Source organism: Bradyrhizobium sp. CCBAU 53415 (assembly GCF_028128735.1).
In the GTDB taxonomy this organism is placed as follows: Bacteria; Pseudomonadota; Alphaproteobacteria; order Rhizobiales; family Xanthobacteraceae; genus Bradyrhizobium.
In genome coordinates this window covers 40,911-63,109 of the sequence record NZ_LBJF01000020.1, presented here as the reverse complement: position 1 = coordinate 63,109, position 22,199 = coordinate 40,911, and the positions used below count along the sequence as shown (strand labels likewise).

The 22,199-nt window shown below is 64.7% G+C and carries 20 protein-coding genes and 1 pseudogene; 8 read left to right on the top strand and 13 right to left on the bottom strand.

What is annotated here, in order from left to right; translation table 11 throughout:
• Positions 1–285: 285 nt before the first annotated feature.
• Together XH87_RS12775 and XH87_RS12770 are read right to left on the bottom strand one after the other, a co-directional pair.
• Complete coding sequence (locus XH87_RS12775; RefSeq protein ID WP_271587539.1) at positions 286–1,449, bottom strand: CmpA/NrtA family ABC transporter substrate-binding protein; 1,164 nt, start codon at positions 1,447–1,449, stop codon at positions 286–288.
• Positions 1,446–2,036 (bottom strand): ANTAR domain-containing response regulator, encoded by a 591-nt coding sequence (locus XH87_RS12770; RefSeq protein WP_035712272.1) that lies wholly within the window; start codon positions 2,034–2,036, stop codon positions 1,446–1,448. The genes XH87_RS12775 and XH87_RS12770 overlap by 4 nt, the downstream gene beginning before the upstream one ends.
• Before the next feature lie 111 nt (positions 2,037–2,147).
• Here XH87_RS12770 and rimO point away from each other — a divergent pair, with 111 nt between their 5' ends.
• Positions 2,148–3,473: a 30S ribosomal protein S12 methylthiotransferase RimO gene (gene rimO / locus XH87_RS12765; RefSeq protein WP_271587538.1), complete on the top strand. Its 1,326-nt coding sequence runs from the start codon at positions 2,148–2,150 to the stop codon at positions 3,471–3,473.
• A 28-nt stretch (positions 3,474–3,501) separates the two neighbouring features.
• Here the strand turns inward: rimO and XH87_RS12760 are convergent, their stop codons facing one another.
• Entirely contained in the window at positions 3,502–4,443 is a 942-nt protein-coding gene (locus tag XH87_RS12760; RefSeq protein ID WP_271587537.1) for a hypothetical protein, read from the bottom strand.
• Positions 4,444–4,672: 229 nt separating this feature from the next.
• Between XH87_RS12760 and XH87_RS12755 the strand changes: the two genes are divergently transcribed.
• Together XH87_RS12755 and XH87_RS12750 are read left to right on the top strand one after the other, a co-directional pair.
• On the top strand, positions 4,673–5,314 hold the full coding sequence (locus XH87_RS12755) for a hypothetical protein (protein ID WP_271587536.1): 642 nt from the start codon (positions 4,673–4,675) through the stop codon (positions 5,312–5,314).
• A gap of 265 nt (positions 5,315–5,579) precedes the next feature.
• Positions 5,580–6,776: an acetylornithine transaminase gene (locus XH87_RS12750; RefSeq protein ID WP_271587535.1), complete on the top strand. Its 1,197-nt coding sequence runs from the start codon at positions 5,580–5,582 to the stop codon at positions 6,774–6,776.
• Between the two features lie 70 nt (positions 6,777–6,846).
• On the opposite strand, the gene XH87_RS12745 is transcribed toward XH87_RS12750, so the two are convergent.
• From XH87_RS12745 to pcsA, 8 genes and pseudogenes are all read right to left on the bottom strand, one after another.
• A complete protein-coding gene (locus XH87_RS12745; protein ID WP_158670795.1) occupies positions 6,847–7,662 on the bottom strand; it encodes a Crp/Fnr family transcriptional regulator in 816 nt (271 codons plus the stop codon).
• A gap of 120 nt (positions 7,663–7,782) precedes the next feature.
• A complete protein-coding gene (locus XH87_RS12740; protein WP_271587534.1) occupies positions 7,783–10,068 on the bottom strand; it encodes an alpha,alpha-trehalose-phosphate synthase (UDP-forming) in 2,286 nt (761 codons plus the stop codon).
• 3 nt (positions 10,069–10,071) lie between these two features.
• Positions 10,072–10,335 carry a DUF5985 family protein gene (locus XH87_RS12735; protein ID WP_271587623.1) on the bottom strand — a complete coding sequence of 88 codons (264 nt, stop codon included), beginning with the start codon at positions 10,333–10,335 and terminating at the stop codon, positions 10,072–10,074.
• Complete coding sequence (locus XH87_RS12730; RefSeq protein WP_158671851.1) at positions 10,335–10,595, bottom strand: DUF5985 family protein; 261 nt, start codon at positions 10,593–10,595, stop codon at positions 10,335–10,337. The genes XH87_RS12735 and XH87_RS12730 overlap by 1 nt, the downstream gene beginning before the upstream one ends.
• 2 nt (positions 10,596–10,597) lie before the next feature.
• On the bottom strand, positions 10,598–10,993 hold the full coding sequence (locus tag XH87_RS12725; RefSeq protein ID WP_271587533.1) for a hypothetical protein: 396 nt from the start codon (positions 10,991–10,993) through the stop codon (positions 10,598–10,600).
• Positions 10,994–11,379: 386 nt separating this feature from the next.
• Positions 11,380–12,354, bottom strand: a complete 975-nt coding sequence (locus tag XH87_RS12720; protein ID WP_035712253.1) for a quinone oxidoreductase family protein — start codon at positions 12,352–12,354, stop codon at positions 11,380–11,382.
• Positions 12,355–12,512: 158 nt separating this feature from the next.
• A pseudogene (locus tag XH87_RS12715) lies at positions 12,513–12,647 on the bottom strand (TerC family protein); the annotation flags it as partial.
• Complete coding sequence (gene pcsA, locus XH87_RS12710) at positions 12,644–13,411, bottom strand: phosphatidylcholine synthase (RefSeq protein WP_442868265.1); 768 nt, start codon at positions 13,409–13,411, stop codon at positions 12,644–12,646. The gene pcsA and the pseudogene XH87_RS12715, both read right to left, overlap by 4 nt.
• Positions 13,412–13,495: 84 nt before the next feature.
• Between pcsA and XH87_RS12705 the strand changes: the two genes are divergently transcribed.
• Complete coding sequence (locus XH87_RS12705) at positions 13,496–14,680, top strand: UbiH/UbiF family hydroxylase (protein WP_271587531.1); 1,185 nt, start codon at positions 13,496–13,498, stop codon at positions 14,678–14,680.
• A gap of 318 nt (positions 14,681–14,998) precedes the next feature.
• Here XH87_RS12705 and XH87_RS12700 read toward each other — a convergent pair whose 3' ends face one another.
• Positions 14,999–15,952, bottom strand: a complete 954-nt coding sequence (locus XH87_RS12700; protein WP_035712245.1) for an AEC family transporter — start codon at positions 15,950–15,952, stop codon at positions 14,999–15,001.
• A gap of 106 nt (positions 15,953–16,058) precedes the next feature.
• On the opposite strand from XH87_RS12700, the gene hspQ reads away from it, so the two are divergent.
• Complete coding sequence (hspQ, locus tag XH87_RS12695; protein WP_035712243.1) at positions 16,059–16,391, top strand: heat shock protein HspQ; 333 nt, start codon at positions 16,059–16,061, stop codon at positions 16,389–16,391.
• A 71-nt stretch (positions 16,392–16,462) separates the two neighbouring features.
• Here the strand turns inward: hspQ and XH87_RS12690 are convergent, their stop codons facing one another.
• Entirely contained in the window at positions 16,463–17,275 is an 813-nt protein-coding gene (locus tag XH87_RS12690; RefSeq protein WP_271587530.1) for an invasion associated locus B family protein, read from the bottom strand.
• 260 nt (positions 17,276–17,535) lie between these two features.
• Here XH87_RS12690 and XH87_RS12685 point away from each other — a divergent pair, with 260 nt between their 5' ends.
• The 3 genes from XH87_RS12685 to XH87_RS12675 all read left to right on the top strand — a co-directional run bounded on the left by XH87_RS12685 (position 17,536) and on the right by XH87_RS12675 (position 22,193).
• Positions 17,536–19,377, top strand: a complete 1,842-nt coding sequence (locus XH87_RS12685) for an extracellular solute-binding protein (protein WP_271587622.1) — start codon at positions 17,536–17,538, stop codon at positions 19,375–19,377.
• Positions 19,378–19,381: 4 nt separating this feature from the next.
• Positions 19,382–20,884, top strand: coding sequence for a class I adenylate-forming enzyme family protein (locus XH87_RS12680; protein WP_271587529.1), 1,503 nt, complete (start codon positions 19,382–19,384; stop codon positions 20,882–20,884).
• An 85-nt stretch (positions 20,885–20,969) separates the two neighbouring features.
• Positions 20,970–22,193: a GGDEF domain-containing protein gene (locus XH87_RS12675; RefSeq protein ID WP_271587528.1), complete on the top strand. Its 1,224-nt coding sequence runs from the start codon at positions 20,970–20,972 to the stop codon at positions 22,191–22,193.
• Positions 22,194–22,199 lie beyond the last annotated feature (6 nt).

The window sequence follows — 22,199 nt, the reverse complement described above, 5'->3', positions numbered from 1 at the left end:
GCGACCCGCAAGGAACTCGGCTGGCTGCTCAGGGGCCGGCTTCGTTACTTGCGGTCCGATCAGCTTCGTTGCTGCGGGACTTGGCTCAGCAGGCACCTGTGACAAGCTGGCCGCAGTGCAACATTCAAGTTGCGTGCCAGCTGGATCGAAATGAAAACCGACGTTATTTCAGGCTGTTAGGATAACATCGGGGAGATGCCGATCTGAGAACTCTCCCGAAATTCGAGCAGTCAGCCCAAACATTAGCCAACGAACATGCGCGCTTAAAAATAGAGCAGACCTGAATCAGGCTTTCCAGCGGCCAACCTTGAAGGCCTCGAGATGCCCCTGGATGTTGTCGGGATCGAAGACAGGCCCGGCGAAGGCGCCGAACGCCGCGGGAGCTTCGGGGGGCGCCATTTTGCCAAGGGCTGCGTCGTAAAGGTCGGGGCTGAACACCGCCATCGCCGTCCTGACGCCGTCCGGGGTCAGAGCCGTCTGCCCCCAGCGCACCATCTGAGCATAGAGCCAGGCGGCCTGGACCGGGTCCGGGCGCCCTGCTCCCTCGCGTCCAACGAGGAGATAGCGGCCGCTTTCGCGGAAGGTGCCGTCGGGCGAGATCTTCAAACGTCCGTCGAGCGTGCGCTGGATGACCTCGGCATCGACCCCGATCCGTTCCGGCTGTGCCAGGATGCGCGCCGCCTCGGTCCGGTTCTCTGGGTGCTCGATGAACTCGGCAGCCTTCACCGCCGCACGGACCAGTGCTGCAACGACATTCGGATTCTTGTCGGCCCAGGCCTGGCGGACGGCAAGCACCTTCTCCGCCGCACGGACCAGGATGTCGGAGACGAAATGCAGGATGTGACCGATGCCGAGATCGACCGCGATCGAATTCCAGGGCGCGCCGACGCAGAACGCATCGACATGGCCGTTCTTGAGGCTGTCGACCATATAGGGCGGCGGCAGCACCACGAGGCGGACGTCCTCATCGGGATCGACGCCCGCCGCGGCCATCCAGAACCGCAATTGATAGTTGTGGGTGGAGAACGGGAAGGTCATGCCGAAGGTCAGCGGCTCGGCGCCTGACTTGCGCCTGACGGCAACGACCTTCGCCAGCGCTTTCGCGGTCGCCATCGGGTCAAATCGGTCGCCGTCGATCTGCTCCATCAGCGCGGCATGGAGCGCCGGCGACACGGTGATGGCATTGCCGTTGATGCCGAGATTGAAGGGTGCGGCGATCGGCACCTTGACGTGACCGAGCCCGAGCGAGGACGCGATCGCCACTGGCGCCAGCAAATGCGCCGCGTCGAACAGGCCGATATTGAGCTTGTCGCGGACGTTGGACCAGGAGACCTCGCGCACCAGCTCGACGTCGAGCCCCTCAGCGGCGGCAAATCCCTTGTCGACCGCGACGATCAGGGCGGCGGCATCGACCAGCGGAATGAACCCGATGCGGAGGGGAACGGTCATTTCAGCATCTCCGACGCGGTGATGATCGACTGCGCGATCTCGCCGATTTTCTTCTTCTCGCGCATCGCGGTGGAGCGCAGCAGCACATAGGCCTCGTCCTCGTTGAGGCCCTTGACCCGCATCAGGATGCCCTTGGCCTTCTCGATGACCTTGCGGTCCTCGAGTTGCGACTTGGTCCGCTCGAGCTCTTCCTGGAGCTTGGCAAAGGCGTTGAAGCGGGACACGCAGAGGTCGAGGATGGGCTTGATGCGCTCCTTCTTCAGCCCGTCGACGATATACGCGGACACCCCGGCCTCGACCGAGGCCTGGATCGAGGCGGAATCGCTCTGGTCCACGAACATGGCAATCGGCCGCTTCACGGCGCGGCTGACCTGGAACATCGCCTCCAGCACGTCGCGGCTGGGGTTCTCCAGATCGATCAGGATGATGTCGGGATCGACCGCATAAATACGGGCGAGCAGGCTCTGCATCTCGCTGATATGGACCACCTGCGTGAACCCGGCCTCCCGCAACCCCTCCTCGAGGATCGCAGCCCGGATCGGGCTTTCGTCGACGATCACGATTTTGGGCGACTGTTCGGCGCTCATGGCTCACTCGCGGCAGCTGATTCATCCATAGCACGCCGGAACGCCCTGCAAAGGGTTGTAATTGTGGGCAATTGGGACTAGCTCAGGCCCGTCAATCAGGCAGATTTGGATATGGATCAGACGGCTGCGCCCAAGGTCAGCTTCGTGTCGCTCGGGTGTCCCAAGGCATTGGTGGATTCCGAGCGCATCATCACGCGCTTGCGCGCGGAGGGCTATGAGCTCGCGCGCAAGCATGACGGGGCCGACATCGTCATCGTCAACACCTGCGGCTTCCTCGACAGCGCCAAGCAGGAATCGCTGTCGGCGATCGGCGAGGCCATGGCCGAGAACGGCAAGGTGATCGTCACCGGCTGCATGGGCGCGGAACCGGAGCAGATCGAACAGGCCTATCCGGGCGTGCTCTCCATCACCGGTCCGCAGCAATATGAGAGCGTGCTCGATGCCGTGCACCGCGCGCTGCCGCCGGCACACAATCCGCATCTCGATCTGGTGCCGCCCCAGGGCATCAAGCTGACGCCGCGGCACTACGCCTACTTGAAGATCTCCGAGGGCTGCAACAACCGCTGTACCTTCTGCATCATCCCGAAGCTGCGCGGCGATCTGGTCTCACGCCCGGCCAATGACGTGTTGCGCGAAGCCGAGCGGCTGGTCGGCGCCGGCGTCAAGGAGCTGCTCGTCATCTCGCAGGACACTTCCGCCTACGGCGTCGATCTGAAATACGCCGAGAGTCCGTGGAAGGACCGCCAGGTCCGCGCCAAATTCCTCGACCTCGCGCGCGAGCTCGGCGAACTCGGCGCCTGGGTCCGACTGCAATACGTCTACCCCTACCCGCATGTCGACGAGGTCATCGCGCTGATGAACGAGGGCAAGGTGCTGCCCTATCTCGACATCCCGTTCCAGCATGCGAGCCCCGAGGTGCTGAAGGCGATGAAGCGCCCCGCCGCGCAGGACAGGACGCTGGCGCGGATCAAGCGCTGGCGCGAGGAATGTCCCGATCTCGCCTTGCGCTCGACCTTCATCGTCGGCTTCCCCGGCGAGACCGATGCCGATTTCGCCTATCTGCTCGACTGGCTCGACGAGGCCGAGATCGACCGCGTCGGCTGCTTCAAATACGAGCCGGTCGCCGGCGCCACCTCGAACGCGATCGAGAACCCTGTGCCCGAAGAGGTCAAGCAGGAGCGCTACAACGCACTGATGGCCCGCCAGCAGAAGATCTCGGCACGCAGACTGAAGCGCAAGGTCGGCACGCGGCAGCAGATCATCATCGACGAGGTCGGCCCGACCGTCGCCAAGGGCCGCTCCAAGGCCGATGCGCCGGAGATCGACGGCGCAGTCTATCTCTCCAGCCGCCGCCCGTTGCGCGTCGGCGAGATCGTCACGGCCAAGATCGAGCGCGCGGACCAATACGATCTGCACGGCAGCGTCGCGGGGTTCTGAGGCACTCCGCCATTGCGAACGGATGCTGTCACGCCAGCCATTTCGGCACCCAGCGCTCCGGGCGCGGAGCGCGGGCGAGATCGGCCTTCGCCTCGGATAGTAGCGCCGGTTCGCCCTCGATGGTCGGACGCACATCGTATTCGAAGCTCGGCATGACGCGCCCGTCGGCATGGAGGCCGAATTTCATCGCATACCACAGCCCGAGCTCGGGCTGCGCGCGGCGCATCTCCTCGCGCAGATCGCGCAGCAGGGATTCGATCGAGGCGGCTTCGTCGAACGGCTGCGGCCCGCGCGTCAGCACGCGCGCCTGGTATTGCTTGCCGACGATTGCGACCTCGAAAAGCGTCTTGTCCCAGGGCTTCTTGCCCTTGGGCAGATGCGCGGCCAGGCGCCAGCCGAGCTCGGCCATCAAGCGGTGATTGGCCCAATAGTCCTCGCGATCCCTGCTCCATTTTTCGACGAAGCCGCGGAAGTCGGGCAAATCCGGCGCACCGTCGTCAGATGTCGTCTTGTCGCCAGCCGGCTGCCCGGCGAGCCATTGCGCAAGCTCAACCGTCTGACACGCGACATCCTCGCGCGGCCGCAGATCGCTCCAGGCGCTGTCGAAGGCCTGCGATGTGAGCTTGCCGAGCAAGGCATCGAGGTTCGGTGCGAGCAGCTCGTAATCGCCCTCCGACCCGAGTCCCACGATCGGCGGATTGTCGCGATCGAGACCGGCGCCATACCAGCCGCCGACGGCAGAGCCATCCGGCAGCCGCATGAACAGCGAGAACCTGTCGCGCAAGGGACTGCCGTCGACGATCGGCGCGGAATCGGAGAACTGGCCTTGCAAGGCGAAGCAGCCGACGCTGCCCCAGGGGCGCCCCTCGAGCCAAGCGGCAAAATCGACCAGCAGCGGCGGCGCGTCGATACCCGGCGGAAATGCGCCGCGAATGCTGTCGAGGTCGATTGGGTAAAGCGTGTCGGACAAGGCTGAAACTGACTCGTTGGTCCCGCCATTCTTGGTCTGAGCCGCGGTGCGTCCGGTTCGAACCAATTCGCGTGCTTCGATCACAAACGCGCCAGTGACGCAATGGGTTCCACGGGGCCGCACACGAGACTGCCTGTGCGCCGCAATGTGACACTATAATGCATTCACGCAGGAGTCACGGACTCGGCCTAACTCTGCTCGCGCTTTTCAACGCGAGCGAGGAACGAGGATGAGCCGCCTCTCGGACATGCTGCGCACGCAGCGCTTCGACGATTACCGCTTCTACCACCAGAGCACCGTCAACCAGACGCTGCACCTGATCAGCGCCGTCATCTTCCTCGGCTGCTACGCCCTGCTGCTCAAAGACCCTGCAATCGCCGGCATCGTCGGCTGGCTCGCGATGCTGACGCGGCAGACTGGGCATTTCTTCTTCGAGCCGAACGGTTATGACGCCGTCAACGACGTCAGCAACGAATACAAGGAAGCGGTCAAGGTCGGCTACAACCAGGCCCGCAAGATCGTGCTGCTGCTGGTCTGGGGCAGTGCGCCGCTTGCGCTGTTCGCCTTTCCGACGCTGTTCGGACTGTTCGATGCACCGGCCGCACGCCTCGACTTCATCCGGCATGTCGGCACGCTCTGGCTCGCGATCGGCATCGGCGGCGGACTTGCGCGCATGCTCCAGCTCTTCGTCACGCGCGACCTCACAACCGGACTGGTGTGGGTGTTCAAGGTGCTGACCGACCCCTTCCACAACATCGCGCTGTACTGGAATGCACCGCTCAAGCTGATGCGCGGCGAACTGATCGACACCGCGATTGCGGACGCGGATTGGGACGACGTGGACGCCGAAGAAGCCGCGCATCCGACCTGACCGATGCACGCTCGGCGGGTGACCCGCGAAATGCCTGCTTGACACGTTCTGCTATTCGGCTGTAGGGACGCGCCTCATGATCAACTCTCGGACCCACCGCCGCGCAGCTTTCCGTCGTCGCACCCGCGACGATGATGGGTTGCGCCATGTCCGACGACGCCGCTGAAGCACTAAAATTCAGCCAGTTTTCGAGAAGGCCGCACCCGCAAAGTGCGGCCTTCTTGTTTTTGCGTCCATTTTCCACCTGCCCCCAGAGGAGTACGACATGACCACCGCCACCCATCCGTATGACGCGCTGATGGACATCACCGCACGGCCCAAGGCCGTGTTCGTCCGCGGCGCCGGCTCCTATCTCTGGGACGACAGTCGCAAGCGCTATCTCGATTTCGTGCAGGGCTGGGCCGTGAACTGCCTCGGCCACTCCCCACCCGCGATCGCTGACGCGCTCAGCGCGCAAGCCAGGCGGCTATTGACGCCGAGCCCGGCCTTCTACAACGAGCCGAGCCTCAAGCTTGCGCAGGCATTGGTCGAAAACAGCGCGTTCGACCAGGTGTTCTTTGCCAATTCCGGCGCGGAGGCCAATGAAGGCGCGATCAAGCTCGCGCGCAAATTTGGCAGCCTGCGCAAGGGCGGCGCGTTCGAGATCATTACGTTCGAGGGCGGCTTCCACGGCAGGACGCTGGCGACGATGTCGGCCTCGGGCAAGAAGGCGTTCGAGCCGCTGTTCGAACCGAAGGTCTCAGGCTTCAGGAAGGCCAAGCTCAACGACATCGGCTCGGTCGAAAGGCTGATCAGCGACAACACCGTTGCGGTGATGCTTGAACCCATCCAGGGCGAGTCGGGCGTGTGGCCCGCGACCGATCAGTTTCTGCGGCAGCTGCGCGCGCTCACCGAGGCACACGGCCTGCTCCTGATCTTCGACGAGATCCAGACCGGGATGGGCCGGACCGGCAAGCTTTTCCACCACGAGCACGCCGACATTGCGCCCGACATCATGACGCTCGGCAAGGGCATCGGCGGCGGCGTGCCGCTCGCCGCGCTGCTCGCAACCGAACGCGCTTCCTGCTTCGAGCACGGCGACCAGGGCGGCACGTTCAACGGCAATCCGATCATGTGCGCGGCGGGACTTGCGGTGCTCGAGGAGGTCGGCAAGTCCGACTTCCTGAAGGCGGTCACCGAGACGGGCTTGCTGCTCGAGAGCGAACTGCAGAAAGTCTCGGCGCGGCACGGCCTCGGCGGCGTGCGGGGACGCGGGCTGTTGCTCGCGCTCGACCTCAAGCTGCCGATCGCGCCAGGCATCGTTGCGCAGGCGTTCGAGGCCGGCGTGCTCCTGAACGCCCCCCAGCTCGACACGCTGCGCTTCATGCCGGCGCTCAACGTCACGCGAGCCGAGATCGCCGAGATGATCGATTGTCTCGACGGGATCCTGACCAAGGCCGGCGCGGCAAGACGCGTGGCGTAACATTGGTCTGAGACGGCGCCGTCGCGCATGACGCGCGGCGGCTTTCGCCGTTGCAGCTCAGGCAGCCACGTCACATGACACGATGGTCGTGTTGGGGCATGTCGCGAAAGATCCGAAAGCGATCCTTCAGAATTGTTTCGCATTCGCAGGCTTGCCGACGCAACCCGGCCATGTCCCGGATTCGAATGGCGCCACGTGAGCCTTCGATGATGCCTTGCGCCTCGAAGTTCGACAGTGCCTTGGACACCCCCGGCCGCCTGACGCCGAGGGCCGACGCAATCATTCCATGCGTCACGGGAACGCGGTCGCTCCCGATGCGATCCTGCGCGAGCAGTATCCATCGGGCCGCGCGCTCGGAGATTTCGTGCCTGGCATTGCACAAGGCAATCTGCGCATTGAGCGCGATCAACACCTGCACGTATCTGAGCAGATGCTCGCGTGTGGCTGGGCTTTGCTGCAGGATGTCGCGAAACGCGGTAGCTTCGATGCGCAGCGCACTTCCGGGAACACGGACGACGCTTCGCTGAATCGTCTGCATCGTACCGAGCACCAGCGACACGCCGACAAATCCGAACTTGCCGACGACAGCCACTTCAACCTGTCCATCCCTGGCGGTTCGAACCATGCGCGAGACCACGCCTGACTCGATGAAGTAGGCTGCATCCGGATACCGCAAGGCCTCCTGGAGGATATCGTTTCGCTTCAGCGGGACCGCCTTCAGGTGCGGTCGCAACAAAGCGAATTCCGCCTCAGGCAAGGTCGCCAGAAGCGCGTTCTGGACCGTAAACGGTACCGCACCGGCACTGCGGATGGATCTCGATGTCTCTGGATCGTGCATATCCTGCACTGGCCTTCGATCTGCAATCGGCACGACGGTCGCTTTCACGGTCGAAGCACCCCTCGGCATCGTCGGGAAACTAACCTTCGATCCCCCGTCTGCATTGTGACATAGTAGCGCAGACTTCAGGGACGAAGCCGCAACCGACGATTTGCCCGAAATCATACGTCAGCCGCCGGCGTGCTTCTTTCTGGGCGGTGCAGGCCAAACCGTCCGCGTCCCTGGCTCCGTCGAATGCGCGTTCTCGCCGGATTCGGTCAGGGCGACGATCCGCTCGCGGGTGCGGCTGCGCGCAGCATCGACCAGCATGGTTCCCGCCCAGCGGTAGACGTTGTTCTCCTTGACCTGCTGTCGCATGAGCTTCATTCGTTCGACCTGCTCGTCCAGGGGCATGGTCATGGCACGCTTGATCGCGGCGGCGAGCTCTTCGGTGTCGTAGGGATTGACGATCAATGCTTCGGACATCTCGCGCGCCGCGCCAGTGAAGCTCGACAGCACGAGCACACCCGCATCGTCATCGCGGCAGCTGACGAATTCCTTGGCGACGAGGTTCATGCCGTCATGCAAGCTGCCGACGACACAAACGTCCGCGGCGCGGAACAGCTTGAACACGTCGCTCGATTCGTAGTGCCGCACGATCAGCCGAATGGGGGCCTGACCATCCGGGTGACGGCCGTTGATCTCGGATGCGAGGTCCTCCGCCTCCGACTGCAGCCGCGAATATGTGCCGAGCTTGCTGCGCGTCGGTGCCGCGACCTGAATGAAGACGAGCCGCCCTTTCCAGGATGGATCGCGGGTCAACAGCGCGTCGATCGCCCGCATGCGGTCGGGTATGCCTTTGGTGTAGTCGAACCGCTCGACGCCGACGATCACCTTCGTCCCCTCGGCAAGATCGAACCTGGCCAGGATTTCCGCCCGGCACTCGTCCCGCCCCGGCACTCCCGCGAGCGCGTTGGGAGGCCATTCGATCGAGATGGGATAGGCACGAATCCTGGTCTCATGGCCGCCAAGACTGACGGCCTGAACTTCGCGGTCAATCCGGCTCTCCACGAAACGGTCGACGCACTCGACGAAATTGTTGCAATGGAACTGGGTATGAAATCCGAGGATGGTGCTTCCCAGCAAGCCCTCGATGATCTCGCGCCTCCACGGGCAGATGCTGAATGTCTCTGCATTGGGCCATGGAATGTGCCAGAACGAGATGATCGTCGCCCGCGGCAAGCGCTGGCGGATCATCTTCGGAACGAGCGCGAAGTGATAGTCCTGCACCAGGACGACCGGGTCCTCGGTCTGCGCCTCGGCAACGACTGCGTCCGCGAAACGCTGATTGATCTGCTGATACGTCCGCCAATCATCGATCCGGAACGACGGCCGTACGAATACGATATGGCACAGCGGCCACAGCCCCTCGTTGGCAAAGCCGTAATAGTAACCGTCCTGCTCGGCGTCCGAGATCCAGACGCGGCGGAGCGCATAAGCGGGCGAGCCTTCCGGGACTCTGATCCTGTCGTTCGCATCGACGGTGTCTCGATCCGCGCTCCCGCTACCGTGGGCGATCCAGGTGCCGCCGCAAGCCCGCATGATCGGCTCCAGCGCCGAAACCAGCCCGCTCGCGGGCCGCTGCACGACAACCCCGGCATCCGTCCGGTTGTGGATGTACGGCTCCCGATTCGATACGACCAGCACCTCTGCGTTCGGCAACACGCCGTGAAGCAGTTCCTGGAGTGCTCCGGGGGTCCAGTCGATCTGGTGCGTCAGGCTGAAATCTTCAGTTCGCCGGAGCAGCTTGTGGATCTCACGGTCGATGGCAGATCGGCTCGCCGGGAGCCGTTCGCCTGCCCTGCCCAGGCGCACCTCGTCGACCGCGCGCCTGAGCGAACTCATCCAGCTGCGCAGCATGAAGATCGCGAATATGATGGTGCCGACCGTCAGCACCAGGACAACGCCCGCCAAAGAGGCAAGCAGGTAGGCCACTACCTGGCTGGAGCGCGCGCTCGCAAAGCTCAGGTCGGTCAGGATCACGAGGTAGGATCGACCTGTGCTGCCGCCGACGGGGAAAGCAGCCACGAGAATTCGCCGGCCTCCGCTGACGATGTCGGAAAAGCTTTCGGTCTCGGATCTCGCGATCTTGTCGCATTCGAAGCTCGCGGGCATTTCCGGCGTCGAGGCGACCAGCGTTCCCGTCTCGCTGCAAAAGCCGACGGCCAGGATCTTCTTGTCCAGCGCCACCCGCCGGAACAGATCGTTCAGGCGATTCCATGACTGATCCTCGACGTTACGGTCGAGAAACGGCTGCATCGTATTGAAGACGAGCCTGGACCTCGCCTCGACGTCGCTCCGCGACCATTGCTGAACGACTCCTCCCGTGAACGGAGAAATGCCGAATGCGACGATCAGCGCGACGGCGAGGCCGAAAGCGCCGAAGCGGAGAAAGTCCTTGAACCTGATCGACATCACTCAACGGAACCGGTTCTTGAGCGTGATCGCGGCGATGATCAGCGCGAACATTGCAAGCCTCAGCACGTAGAACACGGGTTCGAGCTCGTTGGAAGCCTCAGTGAACCCGAGAGCGCCGCGCGAGACCGTGTCGATCGCGAACGCCAGCCCGAACAGCAGAAAGAAGATGTCGGAAGTCTGACGCCAGAATTTCATGAAGAACAAACTCGTCGCGAACGAGGCCATAGCCACCGCTCCGGACAAGACCGCGGACAAATTATTCATCATGATTCAGTGTCCCAGATCAATCCGTAGAGAAGTATGGTCATCGCGATGAGTGCGACGAACAGGCGCAATGCAGACAGATCGACATCAGGCAACACGACCTTGTCGAGCACCAGGATCACGTTGTTTGCGGCCAGGCCGACGAAGCACAGGCCGCTCCATAACAGGAGTCGGTATCGTTCTGAACGGTATGCAGCGAGCAACAGACCGGCGCAAACCGCCGATGTCGCAGCGCATAGTCCGTAGATGAATGCAGACATCGTCACGACCCCTTCCGAAATTTGAAGGCGTCGGCAAATGAGCCGATGCGGCGAGGTTTCGAATGGACGAGATTCGTGACGGGGATTAGATGCCGCGAATAGACTCCCAGAAGCTGCTCGATCAGTGCGAGATTCTGCTCTGGCACGCCATCGAGGGCGTAGATTTCGTCGGTACAGGTCAACAGCTCGGAGGCGCAAAGACGGCTCAATGCTTCGGCGGCCTCCGCCTCGCTGATGTACAGTCGCCTCGCAAGCCGTGCTGCGCTCCACTGCGATTGCGGGTCCGATCGAATGAGAAGAAGCGCTTCGATTTGAGCCACGGAATCGATCCGCTTCAAGATGAAGCTGCGTAGTTCGTCGGAAACGTACTGATCTGCCATAGTGAGCGGCGCAAACATTGCATTTCGGCAAGGCATGCCTGCCGACGGTCGCGATCTTATTTGTCGCCGACGTCTTGCGGTCGTTCGGTGTTGCACGTCTGACAGACAGACCGCACCACCATGCGCCCCGCAACTGCACGCCGTTCGTGCAGATGTGGGGTCCTTGTCGCGCAGAGCGCGCAATACGCTTCCGGATACTTGAACTCCGCCTTTGCCGTGCTGGCCATCTTGCTCCCCCTCGCGCCAAACGTCAGTCGCCCAAAGCCGCAATCACGATGGAATCGTGGCGACTTCGAGAACGTGATGTGCTGGAAGCGTGAACGCAATCAGGCGTTAGGCACAATCTGTCTGATACCGTACCGAGAATTTGTCGGGATCGCGCGCCGTATTCCGCACCCGGTCTTTTATGGCTTCAAGATCGAGGCGCCCGTGGTCTTGCGGCTCTCGAGATCGACATGGGCTCGCGCGGCGTCCTTCAGCGCGTAGGCGTGGTTGATCGGCACGTGCAGCTTGCCGTTGATGACGGCGGAGAACAGCGTGTCGGCGCCTTCCAGCAGTTCCTTGCGCGTGCCGATATAGTCGTTGAGCTTCGGCCGCGTCGCGAACAGCGAGCCGTGATTGTTGAGCTCGGCGATCGAGAACGGCGGCACCGGACCCGAAGCGTTGCCGAACGAGACGAACATGCCGCGCGGCCTCAGGCAGGACAGCGAGCCCGGAAAGGTCGCCTTGCCGACGCCGTCATAGACCACGTCGCAGCCCTCGTTGCGGCTGATCTGCTTCACGCGCGCGACGAAATCCTCCTCGTTGTAGAGGATGACGTGATCGCAGCCATTGGCCTCCGCAAGCTCGGCCTTCTCGCGCGAGCCGACCGTGCCGATGACATGTGCGCCGAGCGCGCTCGCCCATTGGCAGGCCAGGAGGCCGATGCCGCCGGCGGCGGCATGGATCAGCACGCGGTGATGCGGCTCGACCTTGAAAGTCTTGTGCAGGAGGTACCAGACGGTCAGCCCCTTCAGCATCAGGACGGCGCCCTGCTCGTAGGTGATGTGGTCGGGCAGCTTGACCAGCTTCTCCCAGGGAATGTTGCGCTCGCCGGTATAGGCGCCGAGATTGTGGTAGTAGGCGACCCGATCGCCGGGATGGAAATGCGTCACCCCGGGCCCGACCGCTGTGACCTCGCCCGAGGCCTCGTTGCCCGCGATGAAGGGCAGCCCCGGCGCCTTGTAGAGACCGGTGCGGTAATAGACGTCGATGAAGTTGAGGCCGACCGCATGCTGGCGGATGCGCACCTCGCCGGGCCCCGGCGCCGGCACGTCGACGCTCTCATAGACCAGGGATTCTGGGCCTCCGACCTGGTGCACACGGACGGCTTTGGTCATCGCCTGACCTCCTCTTCTCACCGGCAAGCGAAAGGCATCGCGCCCGCCTTGTCAACTCGACGCTGCCTGGAATGCCTGAACCGGGCGCTTGCCGGTCTTCCGGCGGTTGCGCTTGGCCCAGCATGTGGAAGAATTCGACCGCCGCCCAGAACGCAGAGGTATGCCTGCTGCTCCGGGATGCGCGAGACGCCCACCGACAGGAAGATGGCGTTGTCGATGCCGAGCGCGATCTCGAGCGAGGTCAGGGTCGGCTGCGCAGCCCATGCCTCGGGGCTGGTGATCAGGTGCATCATGCAAAGGATCTTGCGAAGCGGATCAAGGCGTCGCTGAAGCTGATCCACAGCGCGATGGCGCAGAGCACGACGGTCACGCCGGTGCCGACGCGAAAATCCATCGCCAGCGTGTAGAGGCCGAGCACCGCCCAGAGCGCAATCAGCGACATCGTCAGCCAGCGCAACCGCACGACGCGGACCGGATGCAGCACGTGGAACGGCACGAAGGTCAGCACGACGAGCGCGGCCACCAGCAGCGTCGACCAGATCGGCGGCCAGTGCAGCAGGAACAGGTAGAACGCTGCCGCATTCCACAGTGCCGGGAAGCCGCGGAAGTGATTATCGTCGGCCTTCATGCGCAGATCGGCGAAATATAATGCGCTGGTGACGATGATGGCGACGCCGAGCAAGGGAGCAGCGACCGGCAGCAGCATGCCGCTGGCCACGATCGCATAGGCCGGCACGAAGACATAGGTGACGAAGTCGACCACGAGATCGAGCACGTCGCCCGACCAGTTCGGCTGCACGTTCTTGACGTCGAGCCGGCGCGCGATCGGCCCGTCGATCGCGTCGATGATCAGGGCGACGCCCAGCCACTGAAACATCGCCGCCCAGTGCTCGCGCACGGCCTCCAGCATGGCCAATAGCGCGATCGCCGCGCCGAACGCGGTGAAGATGTGCACCGAGAAGGCCGCGGCGCGGATCGCCGGTCTGGGCTTGAGGGAATCCTGCTGCGTATCCATGGTTCCTGCTATCAGAATGCGACCGGTTTGCACATCCGCCATTGCGGCGCACGATCGCAATTCGCCATAAAATCAGGCAAAATCAGCGGGCTTGAATTTGCCGCGGGGCGTGTCATTTGTCGTTCCATGACAGACGCATCGACACTCCATGACGCGGCCGTGATCGGCGGCGGACCGGCGGGACTTGCGGCGGCCATCGCACTGGCGCGAGCGGGCGCACGGACCGCGCTGGTCGCGCGGCGCGTGCCCTACGCCGACAATCGCACCACCGCGCTGCTCGGTGCCTCCATCGACCTGCTGGAAATGCTCGACGTCTGGTCGCGTTGCAAGGACAAGGCGGCGGCGCTGGAGGTCATGCGCCTCGTCGACGACACCGGCCGGCTGTTCCGCGCGCCGGAGGTGCGGTTCTCCTGTCACGAAATCGGCGTCGACGCCTTCGGCTACAACATCGACAATCGCTCGCTGATGCTGGCGCTGGAAGAGCGCGCGACTGAGTTGCCCAACCTCATCCGCTTCGATGAGGAGGCCGAAAACGTCGTCATCGAAGCCGACGACGTCGCGGTGCGCACGGCCTCCGGTCAGTTTCTCTCGGTCCGCCTGGTGGTCGGCGCCGACGGCCGACACTCGCTGTGCCGCGAGGCCGCCGGCATCGCAGTGACGCGGCGCGAACTCAACCAGACCGCGCTGACCTTCAACGTCCGCCATGCCCGGCCGCATCGCAACGTCTCGACCGAGTTCCACACACCGCACGGTCCCTGCGTGTTCGTCCCCCTGCCCGGTGAGCGCTCCAGCATCGTCTGGGTCTCGGCGCCTGCGGAAGCCGAGCGGCTTCGCGGCTCGAGCGATGAGGAACTGTCTGCCGCGATCGAGAAGCAGTCGCATTCGATCCTCGGCCGCATGACGGTGGAGCCCGGGCGCAACCTGTTCCCGCTCGCGATCGAGCGACCGAAGTCCTTCGGCCGCGACCGCATCGCGCTGGTCGGCGAAGCCGCCCATGTGGTTCCGCCGATCGGCGCCCAGGGCCTCAATCTCGGTCTGCGCGATGCCGCCGACATTGCCCGGCTCGCGAGCGAAGCCGTCGCGTCGGGACGGGATCCCGGTGCGGACGAGGTCATCGAGCGCTACGACCGCGCGCGGCGGCCGGACATTTTGAGCCGGACTTTCGCGATCGACATCGCCAACCGCTCTCTGCTCAACGATTTCCTGCCGCTCCAGCCGGTCCGCGCCGTGGGTATGCACCTGCTCGGCGCCATCGGCCCGCTCAGGCGGTTTGCGATGCGCGAGGGGCTGACGCCGACGTGGCGGCGGTAGGCAAGCAACCAGGCGGCGCTGGATGCCGTGTGGATGGATTCGCGGCGGGCTCGGTGCGCCTCTCCCGCGGGAGAGGTCGGCGCGTAGCGCCGGGTGAGGGCTTCGTCGGGATTTTCTCTGCAGTCTTTGACGATCCCGACGCGGAGAGACCCCCCTCTCCCCAACGCTCCCTCGCAAGCGCAGGGCTATCGCATATGAGGTGTGGTCTCGGCGGGCACCGACAGTACCCACAGCGACCTCTGTTGAACGTCCAAATGCGATTGCCCTACGCGCAAGCGGGAGAGGGAGCGCACTGTTCGTGTCGCCAGCAGTTTCACCTTAAGGAAACGTCAGCCGCCCGCTCTGGATCGCCCACATCACGCTGGTCAGCGTGACCACTGACGCAAACGTGCCGAGCAGCACGGCCACGGAGGCGGATTCGATCCAGGCGTCGTTCTGCCGGGCGATCACGAACACGTTCAGCGCCGGCGGCAGCGAGGCCATCAGCACGGCGGTGGCCGCCCAGGGCTGGGCGAACGGACCGAACGCCAGCATCAGGCCGAAGGCTGCGAGCGGATGGATCAGGAGCTTGACCGCGATCACGCCCGGCACTTCCCATGGCACCCGATCGAATGGGCGAAGCGCCACGGTCACTCCGAGCACGAACAGCGCAGTCGGAGCGGCTGCGTTCTGGAGGAAGGCAATGGTGCGGTCGAGCGCGACGGGCAGCTCGATATGCAGCGCCGCCACCGCTGCGCCGAAGCAGGCCGACATGATCAGCGGATTGAGCACGATCTGCTTCAGCACGACGCCGAAGGCATGGACGAGCGAGGGATGGTCGCGGTCGGAGAGCTCGATCAAGAGCGGCACGATCGTGAACAGGAAGATGCTGTCACAGCAGAAGATCAGAGCCGTCGGCGCCGCAGCCTTGGTTCCGAGCACGGCGAGCGCCAGCCCGGGCCCCATGTAGCCGATATTTCCGTAGCCGCCGGAGAGACCTGCGAGCGTGGCCTCGCGCAATGTCAGCCGGCCAACGACCTTGCCGACCACCAGCGCCAGCGTGAACGCTGCAACCGTCGACAGCGTGGTCGCCACCAGGAAGGGCGGGTTGTTCAATTCCGAAAACGGCGTCTTCGACATGATCGCGAACAGCAGCGCCGGCAGCGACACGTAGAGCAGGAAGAAGTTCATCCAGGCGAGGCCCGATTCCGGGAGGGACTTGACCTTGCCGCAGGCGAAACCGACGAAGATCAAGCCAAAATAAGGCAGCGCCAGATTGAGGATATCGACCATTGATGAAGTGTTTTCTGAAGGCTTGGGGACTATCCGCCCCGGAAACGAAGGTTAATTCCAGATGAGGGCACTAGCATCGGCCACAATCCTGGTCTATCGACGGGGAATGATTAAAGCGCGGACCGCGAAATTCCAGATCGGACAGGTCGTTCGCCACCGGATCTTCTCGTTCCGGGGGGTGATCTTCGACATCGATCCGGAATTCAACAACACCGAGGAGTGGTGGCTGTCGATCCCCGAGGAGGTGCGGCCCCACAAGGACCAGCCGTTCTATCACCTGCTCGCGGAGAACGCGGAGTCGGAATACGTCGCCTATGTCTCGGAGCAGAACCTGATGCCGGACGATTCCGGCGAGCCGGTCCGGCATTCCCAGGTCGCCGAGATCTTCATCAAGGACAAGGCGGGCGGCTACCGCCCGCGCAATCCGTCGCTGAACTGAAATTCGCCGTCAGCAACGGGACAGCAAAAAAGGCGCTCGAACCGAGCGCCTTTTTCTTGTTTGGGATGTGATCACTTCTGCGCAGTCGGAGGCGCTCCGGGGGCGCCGCCCTGCTGTTCGAGCTTCTTGCGCTGCTCGTCCGCCTTCTTCTGAAGCTCTTCCTGAAGCTTCTTCTGGGTCTCCTCGAACACCTTCGGATCGGTCGGCGGACCGTCATAGGCCTTCTGGAATTCGCCGGCGAGCGGCAGCGGCAGGGTCAGCGGTGCGCCGTTGGCGTTGATCGCCTGGACAACGAGATTCTGGCCCTTCTTCATGTTGTTGATGAGCTCGGGCGTGGCCTCGTAGTCGGACATGCAGCCGTTCTGGAAGCAGATCACATACGGGCTCTGCAGCGGCGGATTGTTGTCGACGATGATGCGGGTGCCGTGCACGAGCTGCATGCCGAGCGGCAGCGTCACGCGCAGGATCTTCTTGGGCTCGCCTTCCGGCTCGATGATGACAGCCGCGATGACGGGCTGGCCCGACTCGATGCGGCCGTCCTTGCCGGTGAAGCAGACCTGCTTGGCATTGGCGTCCTGGCCCTTGAGGCAGAATTTGGTCCAGGGGGCGTAGATCAGCTGGATCTGCTGGTCAGCGGGCTGAGCCGCGCCCTGCTGCCCCGGCGCGCCCTGGGCGGGAGCCTGCTGGGCCTGGGGCGCCGGAGCCGGTGCGGGAGCCTTGGGGGCACCCTTCGGCGCGGCTTTCGGAGCCGCCTTGTGCGCGCCCGGGGCCGGCGCAGGAGTCTGAGCCTCGGCGGCAAACGGAACGGCCAACACCGTCGCCGTCAACAGGGCGAGAAGTCGCCCGCGCGGCCGGACGGACGCGGCCAAGTAACGGAAATTCATTGCGGAAAACCCTTTCTGAACGGGAAGTGCCCGAACCGCTCCGAAGCGCCGAACCTGGCCGCCTTGGGCGCGGCTCTCTCCCCGTCAATTGAGGCGGATAAGTGACGGGCTCGACGCTCTTGCGCGATTGGGTGCCTTCTTAACGTGGCCGACGAAAAGATCAATGCCGACAACCGTCTTTGGCCGGCCCGGCGCCAGCGCCCCACCAAATTCCCTGTGATAGGATTCGGGCCCGCCGGTCCTCGAATCAGCGTGTGCCGATGTTCATGTTCCTGCGCCTTCTCGAGGGCTCCGGCGTCCGCCTCTGCGTCCTCGCCCTTGCTGTGGTCACTGGACTTTCGGCGGGCGGCGCCCGGGCCGAGGAGACCCATGCCATCGCCATGCACGGCAAGCCGGCGATGCCGGCCGATTTTACCCACATGCCCTACGCCAACCCCGATGCGCCCAAGGGCGGTCGCTTGACCTGGGGCATTCTCGGAACCTTCGACAGCCTCAATCCCTTCATCGTGAGGGGTTTGGCCGTGCAGCAGATGCGGAGCTACGTGGTCGAGAGCCTGCTGGCCCGCGGCCAGGACGAGCCGTTCACGCTCTATGGCCTGCTCGCCAGGTCCGTCGAGACCGACGAGGGCCGGACCTTCGTCACGTTTCACCTCGATCCCCGCGCCCGCTTCTCCGACGGTACGCCGGTGCTTGCCGAGGACGTGCTGTTCTCCTGGCAGCTGCTGCGCGACTACGGCCGCCCCAATCACCGACAGTACTACGCCAAAGTTGCCGAGGCCTGGGCGACCGATCCCCTCACCGTCCGCTTCGACCTCGCAGGGGCCAACGACCGCGAGCTGCCGTTGATTCTCGGCCTAATGCCGATCCTGCCGAAGCACGCAGTCGACGTCGCGACCTTCGAGGAGACGACGCTGGCCGCACCGGTCGGCTCCGGTCCTTACCGGGTCACGGCGGTGAAGCCGGGGGCCAGCGTGACGCTCACCCGCAATCCCGACTATTGGGGCCGCGACCTGCCCATCAACCGGGGGCTCTACAATTTCGACGAGATCCGGCTCGATTATTTTCGCGAGGCCAACGGCCAGTTCGAAGCCTTCAAGCGCGGCCTCTACGATTTCCGCGTCGAGCATGAGCCGCTGCGCTGGCACGACGGCTACGATTTTCCAGCCGCACGAAGCGGCGAAGTGATCCGCGACACCATCAAGCCCGGCGTGCCGCAGCCTTCCGAATTCCTGGTCTTCAACACCCGCCGTCCGATCTTCGCCGACATCCGGGTGCGCCAGGCCCTGACGCTGCTGTTCGATTTCGAGCTGGTCAACCGCAACTACTTCTTCGGGCTCTATTCGCGCGTTGCCGGCTATTTCGCCGGCTCGGACCTGTCGGCCTATGGCCGCCCGGCGGATGCGCGCGAACGCGAGCTGCTCAAGCCGTTCGCCCCACGGATTCCAGCCGATATCATGGATGGCAGTTATCGCCTGCCGGTCACCGACGGATCGGGGCGCGACCGCACGACGCTGCGCGCGGCGCTGAAGTTGCTGTCGGAGGCCGGCTACGATCTCGAGGGCACCGTGCTGCGCAACCGTGCGACCAAGGCGCCCTTCACCTTCGAGATCATGGTCACGACCCGCGACCAGGAGCGCATTGCGCTCGCGTTCCAGCGCGACCTCAAACGCGCCGGCATCGAGCCGACCGTTCGCTCGGTCGATCCCGTGCAGTTCGACCAGCGCCGGCTCGCTTACGAGTTCGACATGATCCAGAATCGCTGGGACCAGTCGCTCTCGCCCGGCAACGAGCAATATTTCTACTGGGGCAGTGCTGCCGCGGATGATCCGGGCACCCGCAACTACATGGGCGCCAGGGATCCCGCGATCGATGCCATGATCGCCGCCCTGCTCGAGGCCCGTGAACATACGGATTTCGTCTCTTCGGTGCGCGCGCTCGACCGCACCCTGATCGCGGGCTTCTACACAATCCCGCTGTTTAACGTATCGGAGCAATGGATCGCGCGCTGGAATCGGATAGAACGGCCCAAGGCCACCTCGCTCTCGGGCTATTTGCCGGAGACCTGGTGGTCGAAGGGGCAGCAAGCTCATCAAGCAAAGTGACGCCGTGAACCAGCCAGCAATATCGCCGACGCTCGACACGCTGTTTCAGCGCACGCTGATGCGGCAGCCGCACGCGACCGCTCTGCTCGATCCCGTCAACAAGGCGCGCATCACCGGGCACCAGCCGCGGCGGATGAGCTATGCCGAGGCCGACACCGCCATCGAGGCACTGTCGGCCCATTTCGTCGAATCCGGCCTGCCGGCCAATTCCGTCATCGCGATCCAATTGCCTGCCACGGTCGAGTTCGTGCTCACCGTGCTCGCCGCCCATCGCGCCGGCCTCGTCGTCGCGGTGCTGCCGCTGCTGTGGCGGCACGCGGAGCTGACCGCGGCGCTGAACCGCACCGCGGCGCGCGCCATCGTCACCATGAGCACGGTCGACGGCGTCAGCTATGCCGACCTCGCGATGCATGCGGCCGCCGAAGCCTTCTCGATCCGACATGTCTACGGCTTCGGCGGCAATCTGCCCGAAGGCATGGCTTCGCTCGACGAGGTGCTCGCTCGCCCGCCCGGCACCACGCGCGCCGTGATCCAGGACGGCCGCAAGGCGGCGATGATCTCCTTCGACGTCACGGCCGAAGGCTTTCGGCCGGTGCCGCGGCCGCATTTCAGCCTGATCGCCGGCGGCCTCGCGATGTCGCTCGAAGCCGACATCAAGCAGGGCGCGACCGTGATGGCGGGGTTCGCGCCGATGTCGTTCGCGGGGCTGGCCTCCTCGCTCGCAGTGTGGCTGCTCTCGGGCGGCGCGCTGGCGCTGCATCATCCGTTCGAGAGCGAGGTGCTGGAGCAGCAGATCAACGAGCATGAATGCGAGGTGCTGATCGCGCCGGCCCAGCTCGCGCTGCGGCTCGGCGATTCCGACCTCGCGGCACGGATGCCGTCCTTGCGCAACGTCATCGGCCTGTGGCGCGCGCCCGAGCAGGTGGCGGCGAGCGATGCCTGGATCGCGCCGCATGCTCCGCTGACCGATGTCTATCTGTTCGGCGAGGCCGGACTGTTCGGCGCCCGCCGCGGCGAGGACGGCATGCCGGTGCCGGTCATGCCGGGGCCGCACGGCGCCCCGCGCGAGCAGTCGGGCTCCTCCATTGCCGGCGAGATCCTGCTGACGCCGAAGGGCACGCTCGGCCTGCGCGGCGCGATGGTGCCGATCGCGGCCTACGCCCCGCCGCAGCCGGTCGGCGAGACGCTGACCGCGCAGCCTCCGCGCGACTATGTCGACACCGGCTATGCCGCGCGGCTCGATCGTGCGAGCGGCGCGATCTGCATCACCGCGCCACCCTCCGGCATCATGGCCGTCGGCGGCTACCGTTTCCTCTCCAACGACCTCCAGGAATGGGCGCGCCGGCTCGGCCAGGGCGCCCTGCTCACGGCGCTGCCCGACCGCCTCTCGGGTCACCGGCTGGCAGGGCGGGCCCAGGACAATGCCCGCGCCCGCGAGGCACTCAGCGAGCTCGGGCTTAACCCCCTGATGGTCGAGGCTTTTCGCGACCGCTCCGGGCCGGCTTGAGCACAGTTTCGCGCGATCCGTTGACGCTGCATTAAGGCGGCCAGACTAGATTGCGCGGCAGCTGTTGCGTAATCAGAGTTTGTCGATGTCCCAGACGGGCCCGATCCTGTTTGTGTCCGATGCCGAGCGCCCCGCCTTCGTGGCGACGCTGGACGAGGCCCGGCTCTTTCCCGTCATCGACACCGACTGGGCCAGCGCGGCGCAGGCGGTCGAAGAGGTGCAGCCGGCCGCGGTTCTCGCTGCGATGCATGCCGGACACGAGCCGCATGTGACGGCGCTCGCAAAGAAGATCGCCGGCCAATCGCCCTACCTTCCCTTCGTGGCCCTGGATGCGGTGGACACGCTGCCGCACAACGCCCTGCCTTTCTCCTCGCGCGGCGGCAGTCCCGACCGCCTGGTCGCGCGGCTCCGCGCCGCGCTACGCGTGCGCACACTGCACGCAACGGTTCTGCGCCGGCTGCCGGAAGTGACGGTCGCGCTGCCGGAGGGCGATCCCGCACGCGATGCCACCGTGCTCCTGATCGGTCGCGGCGCGGCCTATCCTGCGCTCTCCGTCGCGCTGGGTGAACGCGTCGGCGTGGTCGGCGCGCTCTCGATCGAGGCCGCCGCCAAACATCTCAACACCCGCGACCTCGACGGCGTCGTGCTCGCCGAAGGTTTTACTGCGCGCGTGACCGATGCCTTCCTCACGGTGCTCGCGGAGGACACCCGCTTCCGCAGCCTGCCGGTGGTCGTCACCGCGCATCAGCTCACGCAGACGTATGACCTGCCCAATCTCGAGCTGATCCCGGGCGAGCCGGCAAAGGTCGCCGCCAATGCGCTGCCGCTGATCCGCCAGCACGCGATGGAAGCGCAGCTGAGCCGCACGCTGCGTTCAATCGACGCCGGCGGCTGGATTGATCCACGCAGCGGCCTGCTCACGGTGGAAGCCTTTGCCCGCGATTTTGCCAAGGCGGTCGAGCAGACGCTCGCCCGCGGCGGCGGCCTCTCGGTCGCGCGCTTCGCCTTCGATCCCGGCAACTCCCGCGCCCAGCTCGATGCCGCGCGCATCCTCAGCCGCCTGATGCGGCAGATGGATTTCGGGGCGGCACAGAAGGACGGCTCCGTCGTCGTCGTGTTCGCGGAGACCGACTTCCGCACGGCCCACATGATCGCGCGCCGCCTCTCGGCGGTGATGCGGCACACCTCCAACGGGAAGCACGAGATGCGCAGCGATCCCGTGGTCAGCGTGGATTCGCTGGCCCCGTCGGATACGGCAAGGTCATTGCTGGCGCGGCTGTCGGCGGACGCATCGAGGGCGGCGTCGTAGTCTGTA

What these genes read in the sequence shown, in the direction of transcription:
- XH87_RS12775 (WP_271587539.1), bottom strand. Translation starts at nt 1,449, where the DNA reads ATGACCGTTCCCCTCCGCATCGGGTTCATTCCGCTGGTCGATGCCGCC.
- XH87_RS12770 (WP_035712272.1), bottom strand. Translation starts at nt 2,036, where the DNA reads ATGAGCGCCGAACAGTCGCCCAAAATCGTGATCGTCGACGAAAGCCCG.
- rimO (WP_271587538.1), top strand. Translation starts at nt 2,148, where the DNA reads ATGGATCAGACGGCTGCGCCCAAGGTCAGCTTCGTGTCGCTCGGGTGT.
- XH87_RS12755 (WP_271587536.1), top strand. Translation starts at nt 4,673, where the DNA reads ATGAGCCGCCTCTCGGACATGCTGCGCACGCAGCGCTTCGACGATTAC.
- XH87_RS12750 (WP_271587535.1), top strand. Translation starts at nt 5,580, where the DNA reads ATGACCACCGCCACCCATCCGTATGACGCGCTGATGGACATCACCGCA.
- XH87_RS12740 (WP_271587534.1), bottom strand. Translation starts at nt 10,068, where the DNA reads ATGTCGATCAGGTTCAAGGACTTTCTCCGCTTCGGCGCTTTCGGCCTC.
- XH87_RS12735 (WP_271587623.1), bottom strand. Translation starts at nt 10,335, where the DNA reads ATGAATAATTTGTCCGCGGTCTTGTCCGGAGCGGTGGCTATGGCCTCG.
- XH87_RS12730 (WP_158671851.1), bottom strand. Translation starts at nt 10,595, where the DNA reads ATGTCTGCATTCATCTACGGACTATGCGCTGCGACATCGGCGGTTTGC.
- XH87_RS12725 (WP_271587533.1), bottom strand. Translation starts at nt 10,993, where the DNA reads ATGTTTGCGCCGCTCACTATGGCAGATCAGTACGTTTCCGACGAACTA.
- XH87_RS12720 (WP_035712253.1), bottom strand. Translation starts at nt 12,354, where the DNA reads ATGACCAAAGCCGTCCGTGTGCACCAGGTCGGAGGCCCAGAATCCCTG.
- pcsA (WP_442868265.1), bottom strand. Translation starts at nt 13,411, where the DNA reads ATGGCGGATGTGCAAACCGGTCGCATTCTGATAGCAGGAACCATGGAT.
- XH87_RS12705 (WP_271587531.1), top strand. Translation starts at nt 13,496, where the DNA reads ATGACAGACGCATCGACACTCCATGACGCGGCCGTGATCGGCGGCGGA.
- XH87_RS12700 (WP_035712245.1), bottom strand. Translation starts at nt 15,952, where the DNA reads ATGGTCGATATCCTCAATCTGGCGCTGCCTTATTTTGGCTTGATCTTC.
- hspQ (WP_035712243.1), top strand. Translation starts at nt 16,059, where the DNA reads ATGATTAAAGCGCGGACCGCGAAATTCCAGATCGGACAGGTCGTTCGC.
- XH87_RS12690 (WP_271587530.1), bottom strand. Translation starts at nt 17,275, where the DNA reads ATGAATTTCCGTTACTTGGCCGCGTCCGTCCGGCCGCGCGGGCGACTT.
- XH87_RS12685 (WP_271587622.1), top strand. Translation starts at nt 17,536, where the DNA reads ATGTTCATGTTCCTGCGCCTTCTCGAGGGCTCCGGCGTCCGCCTCTGC.
- XH87_RS12675 (WP_271587528.1), top strand. Translation starts at nt 20,970, where the DNA reads ATGTCCCAGACGGGCCCGATCCTGTTTGTGTCCGATGCCGAGCGCCCC.